This is a genomic window from Actinomyces sp. oral taxon 171 str. F0337 (assembly GCF_005696555.1).
Taxonomy (GTDB): domain Bacteria; phylum Actinomycetota; class Actinomycetes; order Actinomycetales; family Actinomycetaceae; genus Actinomyces; species Actinomyces oris_E.
This window is the reverse complement of the sequence record NZ_CP040005.1, coordinates 2,538,852-2,560,247: the sequence shown is the minus strand read 5'-3', so window position 1 is coordinate 2,560,247 and position 21,396 is coordinate 2,538,852. Positions and strand designations below refer to the sequence as shown.

The 21,396-nt window shown below is 69.2% G+C and carries 23 protein-coding genes and 1 pseudogene; 9 read left to right on the top strand and 15 right to left on the bottom strand.

Annotated elements, in window-relative coordinates; genetic code table 11:
- On the bottom strand, positions 1–348 hold the full coding sequence (locus FBF36_RS11030) for a PadR family transcriptional regulator (protein WP_009397931.1): 348 nt from the start codon (positions 346–348) through the stop codon (positions 1–3).
- A 160-nt stretch (positions 349–508) separates the two neighbouring features.
- Between FBF36_RS11030 and FBF36_RS11025 the strand changes: the two genes are divergently transcribed.
- Complete coding sequence (locus tag FBF36_RS11025; protein WP_009397932.1) at positions 509–991, top strand: methyltransferase family protein; 483 nt, start codon at positions 509–511, stop codon at positions 989–991.
- 87 nt (positions 992–1,078) lie between these two features.
- Positions 1,079–1,327: pseudogene (locus tag FBF36_RS11020) on the top strand (LLM class flavin-dependent oxidoreductase); the annotation flags it as partial.
- Between the two features lie 36 nt (positions 1,328–1,363).
- Here FBF36_RS11020 and FBF36_RS11015 read toward each other — a convergent pair.
- From FBF36_RS11015 to FBF36_RS10970, 9 genes are all read right to left on the bottom strand, one after another.
- A complete protein-coding gene (locus FBF36_RS11015) occupies positions 1,364–3,268 on the bottom strand; it encodes a heavy metal translocating P-type ATPase (protein ID WP_029574305.1) in 1,905 nt (634 codons plus the stop codon).
- Positions 3,265–3,633 (bottom strand): Cd(II)/Pb(II)-sensing metalloregulatory transcriptional regulator CmtR, encoded by a 369-nt coding sequence (gene cmtR / locus FBF36_RS11010; protein WP_003780589.1) that lies wholly within the window; start codon positions 3,631–3,633, stop codon positions 3,265–3,267. Before cmtR ends, FBF36_RS11015 begins: the two co-directional genes overlap by 4 nt.
- 88 nt (positions 3,634–3,721) lie before the next feature.
- Entirely contained in the window at positions 3,722–4,177 is a 456-nt protein-coding gene (locus FBF36_RS11005; protein ID WP_017195603.1) for a hypothetical protein, read from the bottom strand.
- A 37-nt stretch (positions 4,178–4,214) separates the two neighbouring features.
- Positions 4,215–5,501: a relaxase/mobilization nuclease domain-containing protein gene (locus FBF36_RS11000; protein WP_009397940.1), complete on the bottom strand. Its 1,287-nt coding sequence runs from the start codon at positions 5,499–5,501 to the stop codon at positions 4,215–4,217.
- A complete protein-coding gene (locus tag FBF36_RS10995; RefSeq protein WP_009212769.1) occupies positions 5,498–6,088 on the bottom strand; it encodes a hypothetical protein in 591 nt (196 codons plus the stop codon). The genes FBF36_RS11000 and FBF36_RS10995 overlap by 4 nt, the downstream gene beginning before the upstream one ends.
- Positions 6,085–7,506, bottom strand: a complete 1,422-nt coding sequence (locus tag FBF36_RS10990; protein WP_003780580.1) for a Rep family protein — start codon at positions 7,504–7,506, stop codon at positions 6,085–6,087. Before FBF36_RS10990 ends, FBF36_RS10995 begins: the two co-directional genes overlap by 4 nt.
- A 342-nt stretch (positions 7,507–7,848) precedes the next feature.
- The gene (locus FBF36_RS10980; RefSeq protein ID WP_003780556.1) at positions 7,849–8,097 is read right to left on the bottom strand and encodes a hypothetical protein; all 249 of its coding nucleotides are present in this window, start codon (positions 8,095–8,097) and stop codon (positions 7,849–7,851) included.
- Positions 8,097–8,309 (bottom strand): hypothetical protein, encoded by a 213-nt coding sequence (locus FBF36_RS10975; RefSeq protein WP_003780572.1) that lies wholly within the window; start codon positions 8,307–8,309, stop codon positions 8,097–8,099. The genes FBF36_RS10980 and FBF36_RS10975 overlap by 1 nt, the downstream gene beginning before the upstream one ends.
- Before the next feature lie 181 nt (positions 8,310–8,490).
- The gene (locus tag FBF36_RS10970; RefSeq protein WP_263970038.1) at positions 8,491–9,321 is read right to left on the bottom strand and encodes a recombinase family protein; all 831 of its coding nucleotides are present in this window, start codon (positions 9,319–9,321) and stop codon (positions 8,491–8,493) included.
- On the opposite strand from FBF36_RS10970, the gene FBF36_RS13545 reads away from it, so the two are divergent.
- The 4 genes from FBF36_RS13545 (at position 9,304) to FBF36_RS10950 (ending at position 13,857) form a co-directional block, all read left to right on the top strand.
- On the top strand, positions 9,304–9,744 hold the full coding sequence (locus FBF36_RS13545; RefSeq protein ID WP_225792511.1) for a methyltransferase family protein: 441 nt from the start codon (positions 9,304–9,306) through the stop codon (positions 9,742–9,744). The genes FBF36_RS10970 and FBF36_RS13545 overlap by 18 nt on opposite strands.
- Positions 9,745–9,827: 83 nt before the next feature.
- A complete protein-coding gene (locus FBF36_RS10960) occupies positions 9,828–10,895 on the top strand; it encodes an LLM class flavin-dependent oxidoreductase (protein ID WP_138137529.1) in 1,068 nt (355 codons plus the stop codon).
- A 48-nt stretch (positions 10,896–10,943) separates the two neighbouring features.
- A complete protein-coding gene (locus FBF36_RS10955; RefSeq protein ID WP_009394965.1) occupies positions 10,944–11,924 on the top strand; it encodes an arsenic resistance protein in 981 nt (326 codons plus the stop codon).
- 574 nt (positions 11,925–12,498) lie between these two features.
- Positions 12,499–13,857 carry a PAS domain-containing protein gene (locus FBF36_RS10950; RefSeq protein ID WP_009394970.1) on the top strand — a complete coding sequence of 453 codons (1,359 nt, stop codon included), beginning with the start codon at positions 12,499–12,501 and terminating at the stop codon, positions 13,855–13,857.
- Positions 13,858–13,945: 88 nt separating this feature from the next.
- On the opposite strand, the gene FBF36_RS10945 is transcribed toward FBF36_RS10950, so the two are convergent.
- Positions 13,946–15,244 (bottom strand): M48 family metallopeptidase, encoded by a 1,299-nt coding sequence (locus FBF36_RS10945; protein ID WP_009394972.1) that lies wholly within the window; start codon positions 15,242–15,244, stop codon positions 13,946–13,948.
- A 339-nt stretch (positions 15,245–15,583) separates the two neighbouring features.
- On the opposite strand from FBF36_RS10945, the gene FBF36_RS10940 reads away from it, so the two are divergent.
- On the top strand, positions 15,584–16,303 hold the full coding sequence (locus FBF36_RS10940) for a peptidyl-tRNA hydrolase (protein WP_009394974.1): 720 nt from the start codon (positions 15,584–15,586) through the stop codon (positions 16,301–16,303).
- Positions 16,304–16,343: 40 nt separating this feature from the next.
- On the opposite strand, the gene FBF36_RS10935 is transcribed toward FBF36_RS10940, so the two are convergent.
- Both FBF36_RS10935 and FBF36_RS10930 read right to left on the bottom strand, forming a co-directional pair.
- The gene (locus FBF36_RS10935; RefSeq protein WP_009394975.1) at positions 16,344–16,943 is read right to left on the bottom strand and encodes a GtrA family protein; all 600 of its coding nucleotides are present in this window, start codon (positions 16,941–16,943) and stop codon (positions 16,344–16,346) included.
- 96 nt (positions 16,944–17,039) lie between these two features.
- The gene (locus tag FBF36_RS10930; RefSeq protein WP_009394977.1) at positions 17,040–17,693 is read right to left on the bottom strand and encodes an HAD-IA family hydrolase; all 654 of its coding nucleotides are present in this window, start codon (positions 17,691–17,693) and stop codon (positions 17,040–17,042) included.
- A gap of 83 nt (positions 17,694–17,776) precedes the next feature.
- Here FBF36_RS10930 and FBF36_RS10925 point away from each other — a divergent pair, with 83 nt between their 5' ends.
- Positions 17,777–19,153, top strand: coding sequence for a M18 family aminopeptidase (locus tag FBF36_RS10925; protein ID WP_009394979.1), 1,377 nt, complete (start codon positions 17,777–17,779; stop codon positions 19,151–19,153).
- 2 nt (positions 19,154–19,155) lie between these two features.
- Positions 19,156–19,611: a YchJ family protein gene (locus FBF36_RS10920; protein WP_009394980.1), complete on the top strand. Its 456-nt coding sequence runs from the start codon at positions 19,156–19,158 to the stop codon at positions 19,609–19,611.
- Between the two features lie 49 nt (positions 19,612–19,660).
- Here the strand turns inward: FBF36_RS10920 and FBF36_RS10915 are convergent, their stop codons facing one another.
- Together FBF36_RS10915 and FBF36_RS10910 are read right to left on the bottom strand one after the other, a co-directional pair.
- Positions 19,661–20,701 carry a zinc-binding alcohol dehydrogenase family protein gene (locus FBF36_RS10915; RefSeq protein ID WP_034491692.1) on the bottom strand — a complete coding sequence of 347 codons (1,041 nt, stop codon included), beginning with the start codon at positions 20,699–20,701 and terminating at the stop codon, positions 19,661–19,663.
- A gap of 308 nt (positions 20,702–21,009) precedes the next feature.
- Positions 21,010–21,345, bottom strand: a complete 336-nt coding sequence (locus FBF36_RS10910) for a winged helix-turn-helix transcriptional regulator (protein ID WP_009394986.1) — start codon at positions 21,343–21,345, stop codon at positions 21,010–21,012.
- Positions 21,346–21,396: the final 51 nt, after the last annotated feature.

Genomic DNA, 21,396 nt, shown 5'->3' with positions numbered 1-21,396 from the left:
TCAGGCCACCCCCCAACGCGCGGTGTGCGGCCGGGGGCGCGCGGCGCTCAGGCTAGCCCGAGCGGCTCTCACGGAACGCTCCAGTGCCCGCGTCTCAGCGGTCAGCAGGTCGATGCCGGTCTCGGTGATGCGGTAGTAGCGCCGGGCTCTGCCGTCAACGACCTCCTGGCCGTCGGAGCGGATGAGGTCCTTGCTCTCCAGGCGCTCGAGGGTCGCGTACAGAGTGGTGGGCTTCAGGCGGGCTGCGCCGTCGGACAGCAGCGCCGTCTCCCGCAGGATCTGGTAGCCGTGCCGGCGCCCGTTGGCGAGTGAGGTGAGAATCCAGAAGGCTGATGAGGACAGTGACATGACACCATTATATTACCAAGTTGGTAATATGTCAGGGGAGGGTTAGTGGGGCGGAGGGGTCTGTGTCCTTCCTCGCCGAGGCCACAGGTCCCATGTGCTCGTGTCGGCTGAGTCGGTTCCCTGTCAGGGGGGGCTCAGTAGGTGAGAGGATGGCCTGGTGATGGAACGGATCTTCAAGCGACCGCCTCCGGCAGTGCTGCTGGCGATGGCGGGGCTGGCGCAGCACACCATGACTCGTGGTCGGTCAGTGACGCCGTCATCGATGGCGGCGGCCGCTCCCGTTGCTGGGGGCTCACTGTGTCTGCTCGCCGGAAGTGCGGGCAACTTTCTTCGGCACCGCACCACGGTCGACCCGGTCAGGGTCGAGCGTGCGCAGCACCTCGTCGTGGACGGCCCCAACCGGCTGACGCGCAACCCCATGTACCTGGGCCTGACGGGAGTGCTGCTCTCGCACGCGATCGCGCGCAGGAGCCCGTCCGCGGTGATCCCTCTGGTCGGTTTCGCCTGGCTCATCGACCGCTACCAGATTCCGGCCGAGGAGGCGGCCCTGGAGGCGAGGTTCGGGCAGGACTACCTCGACTACCAGGAGGCTGTTCCCCGCTGGCTGGGTATTCCGGGCGTGTCGACGCGGCCCCGCTCATGAGCCGACGACGCCCGGCGTCTGCGGTGCGGTGATGCGGCTCGCGCGGGCGACCGGAATGATTCGTCGGCACCTGTAGTTGAAAGCTGCATGAAAGCATGCGGGTTCCTCAGCTTCGGACACTACGGACACGGTCGCGGCCCTGGCGACCCCGACGCCGGCCAGGCGCTCAAGGACGCCGTGGAGATCGCCGTCGGCGCTGACGAGATCGGCGTCAACGGCGCCTACTGGCGCGTCCACCACTACGCCCGCCAGGCCGCGGCTCCCATCCCGCTGCTCTCCGCGGCCGGTGCCCGCACCAAGCGCATTGAGGTCGGCACCGGCGTCATCGACATGCGCTAGCGCATGTCTGAGTTATGGCGTTGGACGGAACACCTATTGCTTGCGGGCACGCGCAGCCCGCAGTCCGTTGGCGATGACGACGACTTCGGCGACCTCGTGCACGAGGACGACCGCTGCCAGGCCGAGCACGCCGGTGATCGCCAGCGGCAGCAGCACAGTGATGATCGCCAAGGACAGCACGATGTTCTGGTTGATGATCCTGCCGCCGCGGCGGGCGTGGCGCAGAGCCTGCGGGATGAGGCCGAGGTCGTGGCCGGTGAAGGCGACGTCGGCGGACTCGATCGCGGCGTCGGAGCCGGTCGCGCCCATCGCGATGCCCACGGTCGCCCCGGCCAGGGCGGGCGCGTCGTTGATGCCGTCGCCGATCATCGCGGTCGGCGACGTCTCCGAGAACCCGGCGACGATGCGAGCCTTGTCCTCGGGACGCAGCTCGGCGTGCACGTCGCCGATCCCGGCCAGCTTCGCCAGCGCAGCAGCGGTGCGGGAGTTGTCGCCGGTGAGCATGCTCACCTCGACGCCCTGGTCGCGCAGGCTCCGCACGACCTCGGGGACCTCGGGGCGCAGCTCGTCGCGGACGCCGATCGCCCCGGCCAGGAAGCCGTCGACGGTGACGAGCACGCAGGTCTGCCCCTCGGCCTCCAGGTCCTCGACCCGGGCCTTGAGCGGACCGGCGTCGATCCAGCGCGGACTGCCCACCGCCACCCTGCGGCCGTCGACCAGGCCACCGATGCCGTGCCCGGCCTCCTCGGCCACGTCCTGCGCGGCGGGGGTTCCCCGGCCCGCGGCGGCGATGGCGGCGGCGAGTGGGTGCGTCGAGTGCTGCTCCACGGCGGCAGCCCAAGCAAGCACCTGCGCATCGTCGAACCCATGGGCGGCGACGATGGCGGTTACCTCGGGCCGGTTGCGGGTCAGAGTGCCGGTCTTGTCCACGGCCAGGTGCCGGATGCCGCCGAGGCGCTCGAAGGCGGCCCCGCTCTTGATGACGACGCCGAACTTGGTCGCCGCGCCGATCGCGGAGACCACGGTGACGGGCACCGCGATCGCCAGCGCGCAGGGGCTGGCCGCGACGAGGACGACCAGGGCGCGGGTGATCCAGGTCTCCGGGTCGCCGAGCAGGGACCCGAGCACGCCGACGAGGACGGCGAGGACCATCACGCCGGGCACCAGCGGGCGGGCGATCCGGTCAGCGATCCGGGCTCGGTCGCCCTTCTCGGCCTGGGCCTGCTCTACCAGCTCCACGATCGTGGTCAGCGAGTTGTCGGTGCCCGCGGCGGTCGCCTCGACCTCCAGCACGCCGGCGCTGTTGATCGCGCCCGCCGACACCGCTTCTCCGGGCGCGACCTCGACCGGGATCGATTCACCGGTGATCGCCGAAGTGTCCAGGCTCGACCGGCCCGAGCGGACCAGCCCATCGGTCGCGACCCGCTCGCCAGGGCGGACCAGCAGCACGTCGCCGACGGCGATCTCCCTGGCCGGGACCGAGGCGGAGGTCCCGTCGCGCAGCACGGTCGCGGTCTCCGGCACGAGCTTCAGCAGCGCGCGCAGCCCGCCGCGGGCGCGGTCCATCGCCTTGTCCTCCAGGGCCTCGGCGATCGAGTAGAGGAACGCCAGCGCGGCCGCCTCCTCGACGTAGCCGAGGATCACCGCGCCCACGGCGCTGATCGTCATCAGCAGCGCGATCCCGAGCTTGCGCTTCACAACGAGATTCCGGATCGCACCGGGCACGAACGTGTACGCGCCCAGCAGCAGGCCCGCCCAGAACGCGACCAGCGCCGCGATGTGCAGCCCCGACCACTCCAGCGCCAGGCCGGTGCCGAACGCGACGCCGGAGAGGATCGGCACGACCAGGCCGGGATCACGCCACCACGGGCGCTCTGCCTCCTCTGCCTCGTCCGCGGGGCTGGTCGTCGGCTCGTCGCAGCCGCAGGCGGCGCTCACGAGGCGTCCCCCGAACTGCTCGCGGCGCAGCAGCCCGGCACCGAGCAGGCCGGGTCGATGCACGGCGCGCTCTCGTCTACGGCGAGGGTCACATCGACCAGTGCCGTCAGCGCCGCGGCCAGGTGCGGGTCGGCGATCTCGTAGCGAGTCTGGCGGCCCTCGGGCTCGGCGACCACGATCCCGCAGTCGCGCAGGCAGGTCAGGTGGTTGGACACGTTCGAGCGGGTCAGCCCCAGCTCGCGCGAGAGCACCGCGGGGTGGCTCGGGCTGTCGAGCAGGGACATCAGGATGCGGGAGCGCGTCGGGTCGGCCATGGCCCGGCCGAGCCGGTTCATGACGTCAAGACGCGAAGCAATGGTCAGCATGCACTGAACTATACAGCAACCGCTGACCTAATGTCCAGTTGTCGCGGCTGCCGCACGCGCTGCGCGCGCTTGCCCTCGTGAGGCGTGATCACCTCTTGCGCCAGCGGGGCCACTTCGGCATCCCGCGGCCCTTCCAGGTCTCCACGAGACCCGCAACCCAGCGGACGGACGCGAAGAGCCCGTAGCCGGCCCCGGCGAGGCCAGCGCCGACCACGAGCCACCGGCCGATGCCGAGCCACACGCTCCCGTCCACGTCCAGCGCCCACTGAACACCCGTGATGAGCCCGGCGATGCCCATCCAGAGACCGGCGACGACCACGGCCACCGGCAGGAGAACGAGGCACATCGCGGCGGCGGCGGACCAGAGCTGTCGCGCCTCCAGCTTCGCCGTCGCGGCGATGATCCGCTCCGCCCGCGCGTTCGAGGCGTCGAGGCTCGCGGTCATCGTGGCCGAAGCCTCCCCGGCGACCTGCTCGACAGCCTTCTCGACCCGTTCCTCGGTGCGCTTCTCGATCCGCTGGACCGCGCCGCCGACCTGGCTCACGAGCTTCTGGTTCGCTGTGACCTGCGCCTTCAGACCCTCAATCGCCGAGGCCGTAGCCGCGCGATTCTTCTGCGCCTCCGCGACCAAGCTCCGCGACGCGGCGTTCAAGCTCTCGCCGTTGAGACTCTGCGCGAACTCGCCGAGCGTGCTCGCGATCTCGTTCTGCCTGCTCTCGATACTCGCGATCCTCGCGGACACGTCGCTGGAGGGCGAGGAGGTCGACGCCGGGGCCGTGATCCGCTCCAGCCGCCTCGTCGTCTCCTCGTCCATGACCTTCACGAACCCCGCGAGCTTCTTCTGCTGTTCGGTCAGCGTGGCGATCCTCGTGTTCTGCGCCTCGACGGCGGCGAGGATCGAGGTCAACAGCTCCATCGTCTCCGGACTGCCGAGCTGCTGCTGCGACTGCTCGGGCTCGTTCTGCTGCTTCAGCCTGTCGAGCGCTGCGCTCATGTTCCTTCTCCTTCTGCTGCTGGTGGTAGTCGAAGAACGCCTGCGCGCCCTCCGGGGTGAAGTCCGCCGAGAGGGCGCTCGCGCGCTTGCGGCGCTCGGCGCGGCCGGACTCGCCGCGGCGATCCTCGATGTAGAGCGTCCAGGTCTCTTGCCCGGCGCGCTTGCCCTTCTTGCTGACGGGGCTGTGCAACCGCATCCGCGGCACCCGCTCCCCGTCATCGCCGAGCCGCTGGTTCTGCTCCTCGATCACCGAGACCAGACCGGCCTTGTCCACCGCCCGGGGATCGGCCAGCGCCGCGCTCATCCGGTCGCCCATCTCGCGGTCGAGCGATCCCTCGGCGAAGTCCTCGCGGCGCAGCTCCCAGTCCTTCGGTGCGTGCTCCAGCCGCTTCACGACCGAGAGCCCGTGTTCTCGCATCAGCTGGTCGTTCGCCGACTGGACGCCCCGCTGATTCCCGGCCTTGCGGTCGTGGAACGTGCGATAGTCCGAGAGCGCCTTCCCCGTCCGGTTGTTGTGGTTGATGACCAAGATGTGGTTGTGCGGCTTCTTGCCCCGCCCATCCACATGACTGACTACGAGGCAGTCGGAATCCGGGTGCATCTTCTTCGCGAGCTGATAACCGAGATCGTTCACCCGCTGCACGTCCTCCGGACTCTTCGGGTCGAACTCCTCGTCGCTGAACGACTGGCGGTAATGCACCGCCTCGACCTCGCGCGTCGTGTTCTGCGTGAGCGACCGAGCGCGCGCCGAGAACGCGCCGGGGCCTCCCGGCACATCGCACGTGATCGCGATGCCCCGCTCGTCCTCCTTGCCACGGATATAGCGCTCCGTGTCGGCGGCGCTGGCGCTCGGGCTGTAGTGCGTGGTGCTCATGAGGCCGCCCGATCCCCGAGCAGGGCGCGGACCTCGCGCAGCAACTCGATCAGCTCGGGCACCTCCGCCGACAGCGCCACTGACTCACCAGCCCGCGCCCGGCGGTCGAGGTCGTTGACGTTGATCGCCAGCGGGCGAATCTGCGCGGCCAGCTCGCGAGCATCCGCCGACGCCTGCACCCGCGCCTCGACCCCGAGCAGGTGCGCGGCCACGGCGGCGTCCAACTCCTCGCTCCGAGAGGCGTGGAGGGCATCCCGGACGACGGTCCGCACCCACGTGCTCGGAGCCAGCCCGAGCCGCTTCGCACGAGTGCGAAGCGCCGCGAGCGTCTCCTCTCCGAAGTCGGTATCGAGCTTCGCGCGGCCCCCACGACGACGCTTCGCGCCGCCGTGACTCTGACGCACAGCCTCCGCATCAGCCCGACCGGTGTTCACCTGGGAGTCGGTCTGCTGCTCCACCTGTACGCCAGAGTGGCAAGCAGTAGCCGTGTCGGACATTTCGCTGGCGCTCATGTCCTCCCCGGCTGCTTGCGAGGGGCCTCCGGCCCCCTCGACCCCCTGGAAGAGCGCATCGCGTTCGGTGCTCATGCGGCACCTCCGATCAGCGCCAGCGGCACGTCAGGGCTCCGCACCGCGAGCCCGCCCAGCAGCTCAGCAACCGCGCCCTCAGCGTCATGTTCCGCCGAGGTCTCCGGACCGTAGGTCAGCTCCCGCGACCCGACGTTCTGGTGATACGCGTTGCCGTACATGCCGGGCGTGTGTGCGGCGGTCGGGATGCTGCACTGGTGCCACTCGTAGGGCTCGATCTTCCCAATGTGCTGCACGAGGTAACGATTGATGTCGTCGGCACGATAGACCTTCACGACCGAGGCCAAGCGGCGGATGAACTGGTCCAACGCCTCGTCCACGTTGCCCTTCTGGCGGGCGTAGTAGAAGAACTCGACAGGCTCGATCGTCGCCGTGATGACGATAAGGCGCGGGGCCACCTCGCCCTTGTTCTTGTACCGAGCCTTCGCAGGCGAGGCGTTGTACGGATCAAGCAGCAGCAGCCAGTCGTTCGCATCCATCGCCGAGGCCCGCAGATCGTCCAGCAGCAGCACCTCCTCGCCTCGCCAGTCATCAAGCGGGTTCCCCGTCGCGGCCCGGTAGACCTGCCACCGCTCGCCGTGCGCGTTCGCCGCGTTGATCGCCTCGGTGATGAAGTCCGTGGCGAACCGGGTCTTGCCGATCCCGGCATCCCCATGGACGAACACCACGTGCGTCGAGAACTCACCGGCGCGGAGCTTCGCCGCCGCCCGGTATGCGCGGCGCTGGCCGTAGGCCGACAGCGCGTCGTCGATCTCCCGCTGATGCCGCGAGTAGATGTCGAACAGCTCGTCCGTGAGCATGATCTGATCCCGCGTGAACTCGCCCTGGAGCACGCGCTCGCGCATGTCCTCGAAGTTCTCGGCGACGACCTTCTTCTTCACGTGCGCGCGCCCCTTGAGCCAGGTCTCCCGACGCTGGGCGTCGATCCCGAGGTAGTCAGGCCCACGCACCGTAGCGACCTCCGAAGGCGCGTATTGGTGCTTGTCCGCGTACTTCACGTGCGTCAGATACGACAGCATGTTGTCGTAGGCGTACCGCCCGCGGCCCGGCTTCTCGACGTACTGGGGCTCGACGCCGATGCCGAACGCGAGCCGATCCAGCGGTGCGCTCTTCGCACGGCTGGCGAACTTGATGACCGCGTGCAGGTGATCGGGCTTCGGCTCGATCACCAGAGCCTTCTCCGTGTCGCTCCAGACCTCGCGCTCGTCCTTGTCATGCACGATGCCGTAGGCCTCGACGACCTCGCAGCCGGTGGCCTCGAGCCGCTGCACCACGTAGGCGAGGATCGCCTCGGCTCCCTGCTGGAGCAGCGCGGCCCCGTTCGGGTCCTCGGCAGCCCAGGTCCAGTAAGACGGATCGAGGTACTGCGTGAGCCCGATGCTCGTCGGGTTGTTCTCCTGCTTAGCCACGGCGACCACCCCCGCCGCGGACAGCGCGGAGGGCCTCAGAGAGAGTGCGGCGCCTAAATGACCCCCTATTGACCCCCAAATAAGACCCAAAATGATCCCACGAGGCCACGCGACGGAGCGCGGGCGGAACCGACCGCTGACCAGGCACGTTGTTGCAGGACGCGGCAATCGACAAGCCCTTGCCGCGCCCGTAGGAACGAATGAGGCTCCCGAAACTCTTAGAGTGCGAAGCACGGCTGCGGACCGTCATCACGACGACGGGCAGCCCGCCTTCGGCGGGTGCCAGGCCAGGCCCTCCGGGCGGGGTCAGGTCGGCGGGAGCGGTGCTGAGGTTGCGTGCGTCGGCGCGCATCAGCGACCACCGCCCCGGCCGTAGCGCTTGATGACAGCCTGGTGCGTGACGCCGAGGGCGTCGCCGATCTTCGCCCAGGTCACCCCATCGGCGCGGGCGTCGGCGACGGCGATCTCGACGGACTCCTCCAGCACGGAGCGGAGCACGCCGAGGTCGTAGAGACGTGCCTCGGACTCGGCGAGGGAGGGGTCGCCCTGTCGCCAGCGGAAGCCGTTCACGTGGTCGAAGGCGGCGGAGTTGGCGCTCATCAGTGACCACCGCCCATCACGGCGGCGACCGCGGCGCGCTGTCGCGGGGTCAGGGGCGTGCGAGCCAGGCGTTCACCGGCCAGACGACCAGCAGCACGAGCGGCGGCGATGACGGGATCGAGGCCGTCTGCCTGCGGAGAAGGAGTGGAGCCCTGATCGAGGCCAGGGCGGTCGAGCGCGGATGCGCGGGGAACGTCGATAACGACAGACATCGGAAGTCCTCAGACATGAGTATCTTCCGGTTCCCCGCCACGGTAATTGGGCTGTTTGACCGGCTACTCATCCGGGAGCAGAACCCCGCGCTTCTAAGTCGCGGCCCCGGTGGGATCTTCTTGTCTGCAACCATTCTCCCACGAGTCGACTCACCATTGCAATGACGAGTCGACTCATGAGTCAGTCGCGACGCGGCTCTATCCGAATCAGGTCGGGGTCGAATTTCACGTGACCGGGCGTGATGGGCTCGATGGTCACCGTCACCAGCTCGTCCACGAGCATCCGGCGGCGGTCCACGTCCAACACCTTCCACTTCGCCTCGACCACCTCGCGGCGCTCCGCGGTGCCGACCGGCTCCTCGACGTCCGCGAGCAGCTTCGCCGCCGCCGACACCGAACGGTCGAGCAGCTCCGCGTCGATCTCGTCGATACGGGCCTTCACGTCGTTGATCGCTGCCGTTATCTCCAGGACCGGCTGATGGATGTCGCGCAGCAGCGGGCTCAGCTCCTTCACCCGATCGACCAGGGCGTTCCGCTCCGTCAGCAGCTCCTCGCGATCCGGCCCATCGTCCTCCTGTGGCATCACGAGGTCGTGCACGTCCACCGAGGACAGACGCGTGAGCACCGCCTCGGTGACCATCGCATCGACGGGCTCGCGCTGGCGGGTGAGATGGAACTGCTCGCCGCAGCGGTACGTCGGCTGCTTGCGGCTGTTCGTCCCCGAGACGAGCGTCGCGCCGCACTTCCCGCACAGCCCGATCGTGGACAGGAGATACTTCGGCTGGTTCCCCTGCCTCGCCGACCTCCGCACGTTGTCCTCCAGCTTCGCCACCGCGGCCCGCCACGTCTGCTCGCCGACGATGGGCGGGAACGCCTCGCCCTGAACCGGGTACAGCTCGCCCGACGCGTAGTGCTTGATGTAGCCACAGTAAAGCGGGTTCGCGAGCAGGTAGCGCACAGCATCGACGGAGAACTCCGACCCACGCGCGGTGAAGTGACCGGCGCTGTTCAGGTCCTCGCGGATTCGCCGGATCGACAGGGACGGCTCGCCGAGGAACGCATCGAAGGCCGCCGTACGGCGGCGGCCTCCTCCTCGATCAACTCGCCGTCCCTCGTCCAGCCGAACGCCTTCCAGGCGGACGTGGGGATGCCCTCGGCGCGTCGGCGCTCGTTCGACCTGATTTGTCGCTCGGCCTTGCGTCGTGCCTCGAACCGGGCGAGAGCGGAGAGCATCGTCGCCCGGAACTCCCCGTCCGCGCTGATCCCGCTGGCCGGCTTCGTCTGGCTCATCGACCGCCACCAGATCCCGGCTGAGGAGAAGGCCCTGGAGGAGAGGTTCGGGCAGGACTACCTCGACTACAAGGAGGCCGTTCCCCGCTGGCTGGGTACGCCGTGGTGCACCCAGGGGTGCTGCCGATCCCTCTGCCGGCGCTGAGAGCGTGCGGCGCCTGAGGGCGGGGTGACCCGAATCGCGCGGTCGGACGGAATGATCCGACGGTGCGTGTAGTTGAAGGTTGCATGAAAGCATTCGGGTTCCTCAGCTTCGGACACTATGGACACGGTCGCGGCCCTGGCGACCCCGACGCCCGCCAGGCGCTCAAGGAGGCCGTCGAGATCGCCGTCGGCGCTGACGAGATCGGCGTCAACGGCGCCTACTGGCGCGTCCACCACTACGCCCGCCAGGCCGCCGCGCCCATCCCGCTGCTCTCCGCGGCCGGCGCCCGTACCCAGCGCATCGAGGTCGGCACCGGCGTCATCGACATGCGCTACGAGAACCCGCTCTACCTGGCCGAGGAGGTCGCCGCCCTCGACCTGCTCACCGACCAGCGCATCGCCATCGGCATCTCCCGCGGCTCGCCGGAGCAGGCCCGCCGCGGCTGGGAGACCTTCGGATACACCGGCGGCGTCGACCCGCGCGGAGCCGACGTCGCCCGCGCCCACACCGCCCAGTTCCTCGACGCCGTCCGGGGCGTCCCGCAGGCGGACCTCGACACCAGCGGCGGCATGGCACCCGGTGCGAGCTCCCGCCTGCGCATCGAACCGCACGCCCCCGGCGTGGACCGCCGCCTGTGGTGGGGCGCCGGCTCGCGGGAAACCGCAGAGTGGACCGCCCGCCAGGGCCTGAACCTCATGAGCTCAACCCTCCTGACCGAGGCCACTGGGGAGGGCTTCTCCCACCTTCAGGCCGAGCAGATCCGCCGCTACCGCGAGGCGTGGAAGGAGGCCGGCCACGACTGGACCCCGCGCGTGAGCGTCTCGCGCTCCATCTTCCCGATCGTCTCCGAGGTCGACCGGAAGTTCTTCGCGCTGCGCGGCGAGGACTCCCACGACCAGATCGGCATCATCGACGGCCTGCAGTCGACCTTCGGGCGCACCTATGCCGCCGAGCCCGACGTCCTCATCGAGCAGCTCGCCCAGGACGAGGCGCTCCATGCCGCCGACACCCTCATGCTCACCATCCCCAGCCAGCTCGGCGTCGACTTCAACCTCCACATCCTGCAGGCCTTCGCCGAGCACGTCGCCCCGGCACTGGGCTGGCAGCCCAACACCGCCGGACCGGTGACGGGCCACTCCCTGGAGGCGTAGACCTCCGGCACCGGTCGCCGTCCCGTCCGGTCGCGATACGGTTCCGTCATGGAGGACGCAGGCGATCAGGCCCCGGTGGTCGCGTGGATGGAGCACCACCAGGTGGTCCTGTACCTGGGGGCGCTCGCGGCCGGCGCCGGCCTGGGGCTGACTGCTCCTGCAGCCGGCCGCCTTCTTGAGGCGGCGATCTCCCCGGTGCTGGTCACGTTGCTGTACGCGACCTTTCTCGGCGTCCCCTTCCATCGCCTGCGGGCCGCCTTCGCCGACGCCCGGTTCATGACGGCGCTTCTGGTCATCAACTTCCTGGTGGTGCCGGCGGTGGTCCTGCCTCTGTCCCGACTGGTCGCCGATGAGCCGGGGCTCCTGGTCGGCACCCTCCTGGTACTCCTGGCGCCCTGCGTCGACTACGTCATGGTCTTCACCCGTCTGGGCGGCGGCGCATGGTCGCGCATCCTGGCGGCATCTCCGGCTCTCATGCTCCTCCAGGCCCTCGTCCTGCCACTGTGGCTGGCCGTTGCCGCCGGCTCACCTGGGGCCCAGGGCGGTGGTATCAGCTGGCGACCCTTCGCGCAGGCCTTCATCCTCATGATCGCACTGCCTATGGGGCTGTCGATCCTCACACGGCGCGCCGCACCCCGGGTCCGGTCCGCCGCCCGGCTCGCTTCAGCGACGACGGCGCTCATGGTTCCGCTCATGATGGCGACCCTGGTGCTCGTCGTCGCCTCCCAGGTTCCCCACGTCGCCTCCCGGCCCGACGTCGTCGCCCGGGTGGTTCCCCTCTTCGTAACTTTCGCTCTGGTGATGCCGGTTGTGGGAGACATCGCCGGGCGCATGGCCCGCCAGGGACGTCAGGCGCGCCTGGCGCTCGCCTTCTCCGGGACCACCCGTAACTCGCTGGTGGTTCTGCCGTTGGCTCTGGCGCTGCCCGATTCCATGGGGATGGCACCGATTGCGGTGGTGACTCAGACCCTGGTGGAGCTCGTGGTCATGGCAGTCGGTGTCCGTCTGCTTCCCCGCCTTATTCGATAGAGCGGGGACAGAGGGGTTGTGGAGACGAAACCGCCGCAATGATGTCGATAAATGACGTGGCCTGTGGGTCTCGGACTTCTCCGAGCCCCACAGGCCCCTGTCGTTGAGGGCGGTATCGCCTCTGGATCCCATATTCCAGAGGGGACTCAACCCTCCTTCGCCAGAGCGGCTCACGCCGAGCTCCCTATCAACCCGGGCGGCCTCGAAATCCGATCGGTCATCGGGCTCCCCAACCCTCGCGACCAGTTCCGTCCGGCGGCGGTCACTATGTAACCCACTGCTCCTGTGGGAGCACTTCAATGTACCTGAGAGTCGCCTGGAAACTCGTTCGGGAGGTTTCTTCCGTTTCCCTTTGGGTGGGTACTTTGCTTTTCCGAGGGGGTTAATGACGTTAATCTCTATGTATTTTAAATGCATAGGCGGGCCCTCTGCTTTGAATCCTCTCAGGTCTCGTTCCGGAAATGCGGTGTATCGTTCACCCGTCCAACCGTCAATCAAAGGGTGGAAGGTGGTGTCTTCCGGCTCCGGATGCTGGATGACGCCGTCCCTCGATTTCTCCAAGGAGTAGTTGCCTATGCCGCAGGTCACCGGAGCTGTTCACGAGGTGGGGGTTGACCAGCTCTTCTTCTCCACCACAGACGCGCGTGGCGTCATCCGCCACTCGAACAACATCTTCATTGAGCTCTCTCGCTACCGACGTGACGAGCTCTCCGGCGCCGCGCACAACATCATCCGCCACCCGGAGATGCCCGGTGGCGCCTTCAAGGCCATGTGGGACACCCTCAAAGCCGGCAGCCCCTTCGCCGCCTACGTGCGCAACCTCGCCGCCGACGGCAGTGAGTACGACGTCTTCGCCACCGTCACCCCACTGTCCGACGGCGGCTACCTCTCGGTGCGCACCCGTCCGGTGTGCTCCGACCTGTTCGACACCGCCTGCGCCATCTACAGCGACGCTCGCGCCGTTGAGGATGAGGCCATCCACGCTGGGGCCAACCGTCGGGCGGCGGCGGAGGAGGGCCTCGGCCGCATCGCCGAGCTGCTGGCCGGGGCGGGCCTGTCCTCCTACGAGGAGTTCCAGAATGCAGCCCTGCCGGCGGAGGTGGCGCGTCGTGAGGAGCTCTCCGATGGGATACCGGAGCGTCCCGGCGCCACCGGGGACCTGCACGTCATGCTCGAGGCGGTGACGACCGTCGCCGCCGGGCTCGACTCGTGGATGTCCGGTCAGCAGCAGCTCGCCGAGCTCTCCGCCTCCCTCAAGGCTGCGGGGAAGGGGCTGACCCGAACCCTGGAGGACCCTCGTCTGAGCGCCGAGCGCATCGCCGCCCTGGACCGCTCCGACCCTCGGGTCAAGCCCCTGGCGGATCTGCTGGACCTGTGGGCCCAGATGCAGAGCCTGGTCAGCCCCCTCGTGGCACGGCTCGTCGACACCCTGGCCCAGCTCGACTCCAATGGCGCCCGGACCCGCTTCCGCATCGCCCTGGCCCGTCTGCATGCCACCATCACCTCGCTGTTCACCGTTGAGCTCATCGACGGTGTCGGAGACCCGCAGTACTCTGCGGAGGCCATCCCGGACCTCATCGAGTCGCTCCGTGACGGCATCGCCGAGATGGAGCGTCAGGCTCAGGCCCACAGCACGCTCGCGGCCCAGGCGGTCGCCTACATCGGCGAGGCCAGCCGCATGATGACGATTCCGAACCAGCTCCTCATGCTGTGGACCGGTTCTCCCGCGTCGAGCGACCCGGTGCTGCCCGCCACCGCCGCAGAGCTCTCCGGTGCTGCCTCCGGCGTGGTCGAGTCTGTGAGACGTCGCTTGGCCGAGCTCGATGATCTTGCCGTCCGTTGCCAGGCCATTCATGTCGCCGACAACTCCGCGGACCTGCGGGACTCCCTGGATTCCTTCATGGCGGCGGCCAGCGCCTTTGCCCCGCGCTGAACCTGTCCGGCGCCGGTTGGTGAACGCAGCTGTTCGCCAACCGGCGCCGTCGTGATCCCGGGGGGGGGCGCCTCGACCCCAGTGGGTCTCACCCCTGGCCGGGCCCGTCATCTCGCCACTGCGGAGCAGGGGCGTTGGAGGCGACCGTGTCGGAATCTCCCATGGGCTCGCCCTGCGGCTCGACTGATGGGGAGTAACCGTAAGGTCCGGGCTGGTGCTGCCCGGGCGAGCCGGTCGTGCTGGGGCGCGCTCGGAAGGTGGCCTGCCCAAGAGTCTCAGTCCCCGCCGGAACGGGAACGGGGGAGGCCCAGCGCAGCTCATTGCGAGGGATCTCGTAGCTCACACCCGGGTAGCGACCGAACTGCTCCTCGCCGGGCACGCTCGAGGAGGTGGAGTCCAGCACGGAGCGCATCTGCTCCGGCGTCGGCCAGGAGTCGGACCACCCGCTGCCGCTGGGAGCCGACGGCGGGAACCAGGCGGTGGACTCCGGCGGGCGGAACATGAGCCGTCCCGGCCGGCTGCGGTCGCGCAGGGCGTGAGCGCGCCACGTGTTGATCGGGTGACTGGAGAGCCAGTTGCTCAGGTGGAGCCAGAAACCCTTCTCGCGGGTGGCGCGATCAGCCAGGGCGTGGGTGTTGACCTCGGCCCCCAGGTACTTGCCGCCTGAGAGGACTCCCATGGCTCCGGGGACGCCCTCAGGGGCGTATGCGTAGCCGTGGTTGTCCGCCGTGTACTCCTGGGCCCGCGAGAACGCCTGCCCCAGGAGGGGGACGTAGGCGACCAGCCGGGAGAAGATGAGACGGATGTAGGAGACGTGACCGGCCGCGAGGTGACCGACCTCGTGGCCGATGATGAAGCGCAGCGCCTCGGGGTCGCGGGCCTGCCCGCCGATCTCGAACAGGTCGGAGTAGACGGCCACGAAGCGTCGGAAGCCGTGGCCGGAGGCGAAGGCGTTGATCTGACCATTGCCCAGCACCACGTAGGCGTCCGGGACTCGGCGCAGCCCGAACTCCTGGGCGGCCTCGACGACCATCCGGTACCCCTCCGGGAACTGGGTGGGAGACATCTGCACCGAGCTCGCCCGCAGCTGGGCGTACATGATGGCGCGGATGATCCACACCAGGAGAGGGAGGAGGGGGATGATCAGGATCACCTGTGACAGGGTCCCGCCCTCCATGAGCTGTTTGCGGATCGTGGCGCCCACGCCGGTCGGCTTGGGCACGGAGGCCAGCCAGATGATGACACCGACCCAGCCGATGTACCCCAGGATCGTGGTGATGACGGCGGCGATGAGCAGCGGGATCTCCGCGGGGTGGCGCAGCCAGCGGGTTCCGAGGATGCCATGAACGGTTGCGCCGTTGAACGTCCGTGGGCGAGATGGCGGCACGGCCGACGGTGCCGGGCCAGGAGAACCGGGGACAGCGGACGGAACAGGTGGTTGCATAGTGGCAACTTAAACGACTCGCCGCGAGAATCCTCTCCTGCCGCAGGAGGATCTTCGCACGTCGCTTATCCGCCATGTGGTGGGGAATAGTAAGGGTCGGTCTTTCCTCCGGACCCTCCCATGGCTCCGACGGTCCCCAGGAGGCGGGGCACGGACGGGGCCTGACGCGGTCGATCACGACCCCGTAGGCTCCTACCCGTGCCGCACTCCGCATCGCCGTTCTTACCGTCATCGCCTCTGCCCTCCCTGTCCGGAAACCTGGACCACACCGTGCCCTGGGGCATGCAGATCGCCGTGCGCTACGACAAGGTCCACCCGCCCCGGCGGATCGACGTCGCCGAGGCCGCCGCCCGCGCCGTCGTCTCCCTCCTGGCCTCGCCCGCCTCCGCCCCCGGCGGACCGTGGAACCCGGCCGTCGACTACTGGCGCGACGGGCGCATCCGCAAGCTCGTGCGCCGAGCCCGGGGCAAGCGCTGGGATGAGGTCCAGGACATCGACGGCGTCACCGTCACCCAGGACGGTCCTGCCGGCTGGGGGCGGGCTGCCGCGCGCGCCTTCGTTCCCGGACCGGTGCGCCCCCTGCCCGGAGCCCTGGCCAAGACCCAGGTGGAGGGCACCCACTTCCCGGCCGGTGACGAGCTGCCCCCACCGCCCGCCGAGATCACCGCGCGCATCGCCAAGGACCCGGGAGCGGCCGAGGAGATCGCGCTCACGGCGGCGTCGGCATCCATCGGGGCTCTCGTGACGATCGAGGTCACGCCTCTGCATGAGATGACCTCGGGCAAGCTGGCCGCCCAGTGCGCCCACGCCGCCCAGCTGGCCTGGGAGAGCAGCGCTATGCCGTCCTCCTTGAGGCGGGCCTGGGCCGACGACGGCTACCGGGTACGCGTCGTCGTGCCCAGCCGGGAGCAGTGGGAGACCGTCACGCGGCCCGTCAGCGTCACCGATGCAGGCTTCACCGAGCTCGAGGGCCCCACCGAGACGACTCGCGCCTTCTGGTGAGTGCCGAGCTCCTCGCCGGTCTCGCCTCCGACCGGGGTGCTCAGGCGTCGGCCGGGGAGGCCGAGGGCTCGTGCGTCTGCTCGGGCTCCGGCACCCCGCGGAACACCCACAGCCGGATGAACACGTAGAGGTAGATGCCCTCGCAGCAGGCCGAGATGACGCGCGCCAGCTCGGCGTTGACCCCGAACCAGTGCAGCAGCGAGGACAGGCCCAGGATGAAGATGACGTACTGGCTGATGACTCCGGCCATGTAGCCCGCCCCCTGCTTGACGACGTGCCCGTGCGCCTGGAAGTTCAGCCACCGGTTGAGCAGGAAGGAGTAGACGGCAGCGATGGCGTAGCCGATCGTGACCGCCACCGGGTAGAACCAGTGGAAGTGGTTGTAGAACACCCACAGGCAGGTCATGTCCAGGGAGAAGGCCGAGCCGTTGATGATCGCGTAGCCGATGAAGGTCACCGGCATCCGGCTGCGCACGAAGCCCGGCAGGATGGAGTGGATCGCGGTGATGAGGCGCAGGAAGACCTCCGGGGCACGGCGGGCCGTGGAGGCGGAGGACTCGACGGTGGACTCGACGGTGGACGCAGCGGCTTCAGTGGTGGTGGCCTCGGGGGCCTGCTCGTCCGTCACGGTTCCTGCCATGAGGTGTCCTTCCGTGTGATCGCTCCTGTCAGGGGGAGTCTTCCCCGCGTGCGCCGGATGGGCAAGTTCCGAAAGGAGGAACGGTGGCCCGCCGGCTCATCCTTGCGACGGACTGGCGGCCAGCGTCAAGGCCTGGGCGACCTCACGGCGCAGGAGCTCGCCGCCGGCGTCGACCGGGTGGTGGATAGTGCGCAAGCCCACCTCGCGGGCCGCGGCGATGTTGGTGGCGCTGTCATCGACGAACAGGGCCTGGTCCGCCTCCACCCCTGCGAGCTCCAGCAGCCGGTGGAAGTAGGCGGCTTCCGGCTTGGCCACCCCCAGCGTGCAGGAGTAGCCGTCGATGTCGCACAGGCCGTCATAGCCCAGCTGCTCGCGCATCCAGGCCCGACGCTCCCACTGCTGATTGGTGGCCAGGACCGTTGTGTAACCGGCCTCGCGCAGATCCCCAACCAGCTGCCAGGCCAGAGGGTCGGGTGTGGCCCGGTGCCACATCTCCAGCAGGTCCGATGCGCGCAGCTCCAGCCCCAGATCCTTCACCACCCGCTCCAGCAGCTCGGTGAGGGTCTCCCGGCCTGCCAGGGCGTCGGCCTCACCATCGACCATGGCCTGGGCGAAGGCCGGGCCGCCGCCGCGGGTCAGCGCCTCGCCCCACGGGGTGCCGATGAGCTGCAGAACGCCGTCGGCATCGAGCAGGACGGCGCGCACGGGAGAGGACGAGGCGGGCGGGATGACCGGCTGAGAGATGCTCACGCCCCGATTCTGCCCTACCTCGTGGTGGGTTCCGGCCGGAAGGTCGGTCGGGGAGCGAGGTGCACCGGTGGAAGACTGGGTCCATGACTGATGCCGCCAGCACACCCGCCAGCGTCCCGCCCGGCCGCCGTTCCGGCGCTCTCGCCGCCGACGCCGTCACCGGCGAGACCCTGTGGGACGACGACGCCTACACCGATTCGCTCATCGACTTCGTCACCGCCTCGCCCAGCTCCTACCACGCCGCCACCGAGGTCGCCCGCCGCCTGGACGCGGCCGGCTTCACCCGCGCCGATGAGACCGTCTCCTGGGAGGGCGGCCTCCCGCGCCGCGGCTACGTCATCCGTGACGGCGCCATCGCCGCCTGGGCGCTGCCCGAGGCACTCCCCGCGGGGGCGGGCATGCGCATCGTCGGAGCCCACACCGACTCCCCGGCCCTCAAGCTCAAGCCCTCGGCCGCCGTCGTCCGCTCCGGGTGGCAGCTCATCAACGCCGAGGTCTACGGCGGTCCCCTGCTCGCCTCCTTCCTCGACCGCGAGCTGGGCCTGGCCGGGCGCCTGACCAGCCGCGACGGTGCCGTCCACCTCGTGCGCACCGGCCCCATCGCCCGTGTCTGCCAGATCGCCCCGCACCTGGACCGCGCAGTCAACGACACCCTCCACCTGGACCGCCAGACCCACCTGCTGCCCCTGTGGTCGCTGGCCGGACCCGACGCCGCCCCCGACGCGGTCGAGGCCCACCTGTGCGAGATCGCCGGTATCGATGCGGCCGAGCTCGCCGGCCACGACGTCCTGACCTACCCCACCCAGGCGCCGGCCCGGTTCGGCCGGGACGGAGAGTTCCTGGCCTCCTCCCGCCTGGACAACCTCTCCTCCGTCCACGCCGGACTGGCCGCACTCGAGACGCTCGCGGTCGTCGGGGCCGAACCCATCGAACCCGTCATCCTGGTCGCCTTCGACCACGAGGAGGTCGGCTCGGACACCCGCTCCGGGGCGGGTGGGCCCTTCCTCGAGACCCTGCTGCGGCGCCTGGCCGCGGCCCTGGGGATCAAGGGCGACGCCGTCGATGCCCTCCTGGCCCGCTCGACCTGCGTGAGCGCCGACGCCGGGCACAGCGTCCACCCCGCCTACGCCCACCTGCACGACCCGGTTGTCCAGCCGCTCATCAACCACGGCCCCCTGCTCAAGATCAACGCCCAGCAGCGCTACGCCACCGACGCCGTGGGAGCCGCGATCTGGGCGCGGGCCTGTGCCGCCGCGGGCGTGCCCAGCCAGGAGTTCGTCTCCAACAACGCTGTGCCCTGCGGGTCCACCATCGGCCCTATCACCGCCACCCGCCTCGGTATCACCACGGTCGACGTGGGCGTGCCCCTGCTGAGCATGCACTCGGCCCGCGAGATGTGCGGCGTCAAGGACGGTCCCTGGCTCGCCCAGGCCCTGCACGCCTACTGGCAGGGGGCCTGAGCATGGCGGGGGAGCGAGCGGGTCACAGGGCCCAACAGGACTCGCCGATCCGCGCCGCGGGCGTGCACGGCGCCGCCCCCTGCCCCTGCGGCAGCGGAGGAACCTACGCCCAGTGCTGCGAGCCGTTCCACGACGGTGCCCCGGCGCCCACGGCCCAGGCCCTCATGCGCTCGCGCTACACGGCCTTCGTCGTCGGCGACGAGGACTACCTCTTCCGCACCTGGCACCCGCGCACCCGCCCGGAGGGGCCCTACTGCCACCCCGGGACCCGGTGGACGGGACTGACCATTCACGAGACCGTCGACGGCGGGGCGGACGACGAGGCCGGCATCGTGGAGTTCACCGCCACCTACCGCACCGGCGACGGGCGCGGGGGAGTGGTGGACGACGCCCTGCGCGAGCGCTCCCGCTTCACCCGCCGCGCCGGCCGCTGGCTCTACCTCGACGCCGTCGGGTAGTCCACCGCGTACGGCGATCGAAGCCCGGTTCGGTCCCGATTCGGTCGACTCAGCCGGCGTCGGCCACGACGATCTTCCCCACTGTGCGCCCGCTCTCGATGAGGCGGTGAGCTTCCCGTATCTGGGCAGCATTGCGAGGCGTGAGCGTCTGGGACGCAGTGCCACGGATTCTTCCACTGTCGATGAGCTCGGCGACGGTGGAGAGGATGCGGTGCTGGGTGATGAGGTCGTAGCCGTGCCTGGGCCGGGCGAACATGAACTCCCAGTGCCAGGAGATGGCCTTGTCCTTGAGCGCGTACAGGTCCAGGTCTCGCTCGTCGTCGATGGCGACGATCTCCCCGAAAGGACGAACCACTGTGGTCAGCAGCGGCACGCGCCCTCGGCTCTGCGGGGTGAAGACATAGTCGACGCCATCCGGTGCGATGGCGAGGATCTGCTGGGCAAGGTCCTCGGCGAAGTGGTCCACCACTGCGTCGGCACCCAGCGACCGGACCCAGTCGCGGGACTCCTCACGTGAGGCGGTGGCGATGACGGAGACATCGGTGAGGGCCTTGGTCAGCTGGATCACCATGGATCCCACCCCTCCTGCGGCTCCCAGCACGAGGATCGTGCCTGTGGAGTCCCTGCTCAAGTGGAGCTTGTCGAAAAGCGCCTCCCACGCGGTGAGGGAGGTCAGGGGCAGCGCCGCGGCACTCGCGTAGTCCAACGAGCTCGGCTTCGGTCCGACGATGCGTTCGTCCACGAGCTGCAGCCGTCCGTAGGAGCCGGGACGCTCCAGTGCTCCGGCGTAGTAGACGTCATCGCCCGGTTGGAAGAGAGTGGTCTGCTCACCGACCGCGATGACCGTTCCCGCTGCATCCCATCCCAGGATGCGTTCCTCGCCGCCGGCGTGGTTGAGGGCGGCGCGCACTTTGACGTCAACGGGGTTGACGGACAGTGCCTTAACCTCCACGAGGATGTCGTGGCCAGTGGGGGCCGCCGGGGCGGGGACGGTGGCATCGATCAGGGCATCCGGGGCGTCCACCGAGCCTCCGGATCGAGTGACGACAGCGGTCATGGTACTTCGGGTGTCAGGGCTGCTTGAGGGCATCGATAGCTCCTTGCTCTTTTTGCTCATCGGCTTGTACCAGGTTCGACGGAGGTGCACCGTCAACGGGCACAGACCGTAGTAGGAAGAAAGTGGTTACCCGCAATGACCTCTACTATCAAGAAGATAGTGGAGTGCCGGTGCGCCGGCCGTGATGGCGTCCGGATGCCCAGGGACTCGTGGGTGCGCCGTAGGCCCCGCTGCACCCTCAAAGTCCGAGGTCGAGGACTGAGGCGCGTTCCCGCCGAACTGCGCGCATTGGCGACTCCCCGGGTCATAGCCCCGGGACCGCCTTCACGCCGCAACACGACCTAGGGGATCGACCTCACGTGAGTCAGCGCATGCGCGTATCGGGACTCGGCCCATTCCCGAAGTGCGAATACCGGTTCGACGGCGCTCCGGCCGACCTCCGTCAGGGAGTACTCCACGTGAAGAGGAACCTCCGGGATCACCTCTCGGTGCACGAGCCCGTGGTCCTCCAGCCGGCGCAGCGTGGCGGTCAGTACCTTCGGCGAGATGCCTTGAAGGCGCCGTTGCAGCGCCCCGAAGCGCAACGGCCCCTCGGCCAGTGCGCCGATGGCCAGAGCGGACCACTTGTTGGCCACGACGTCAAGAAGATCGCGGCACGGGCACTGGGAGGAGTACACGTCCCCGCGGTGCCTTTGCGCGCTGGGTGCCGTCGAATGGCTGCTGCCCAA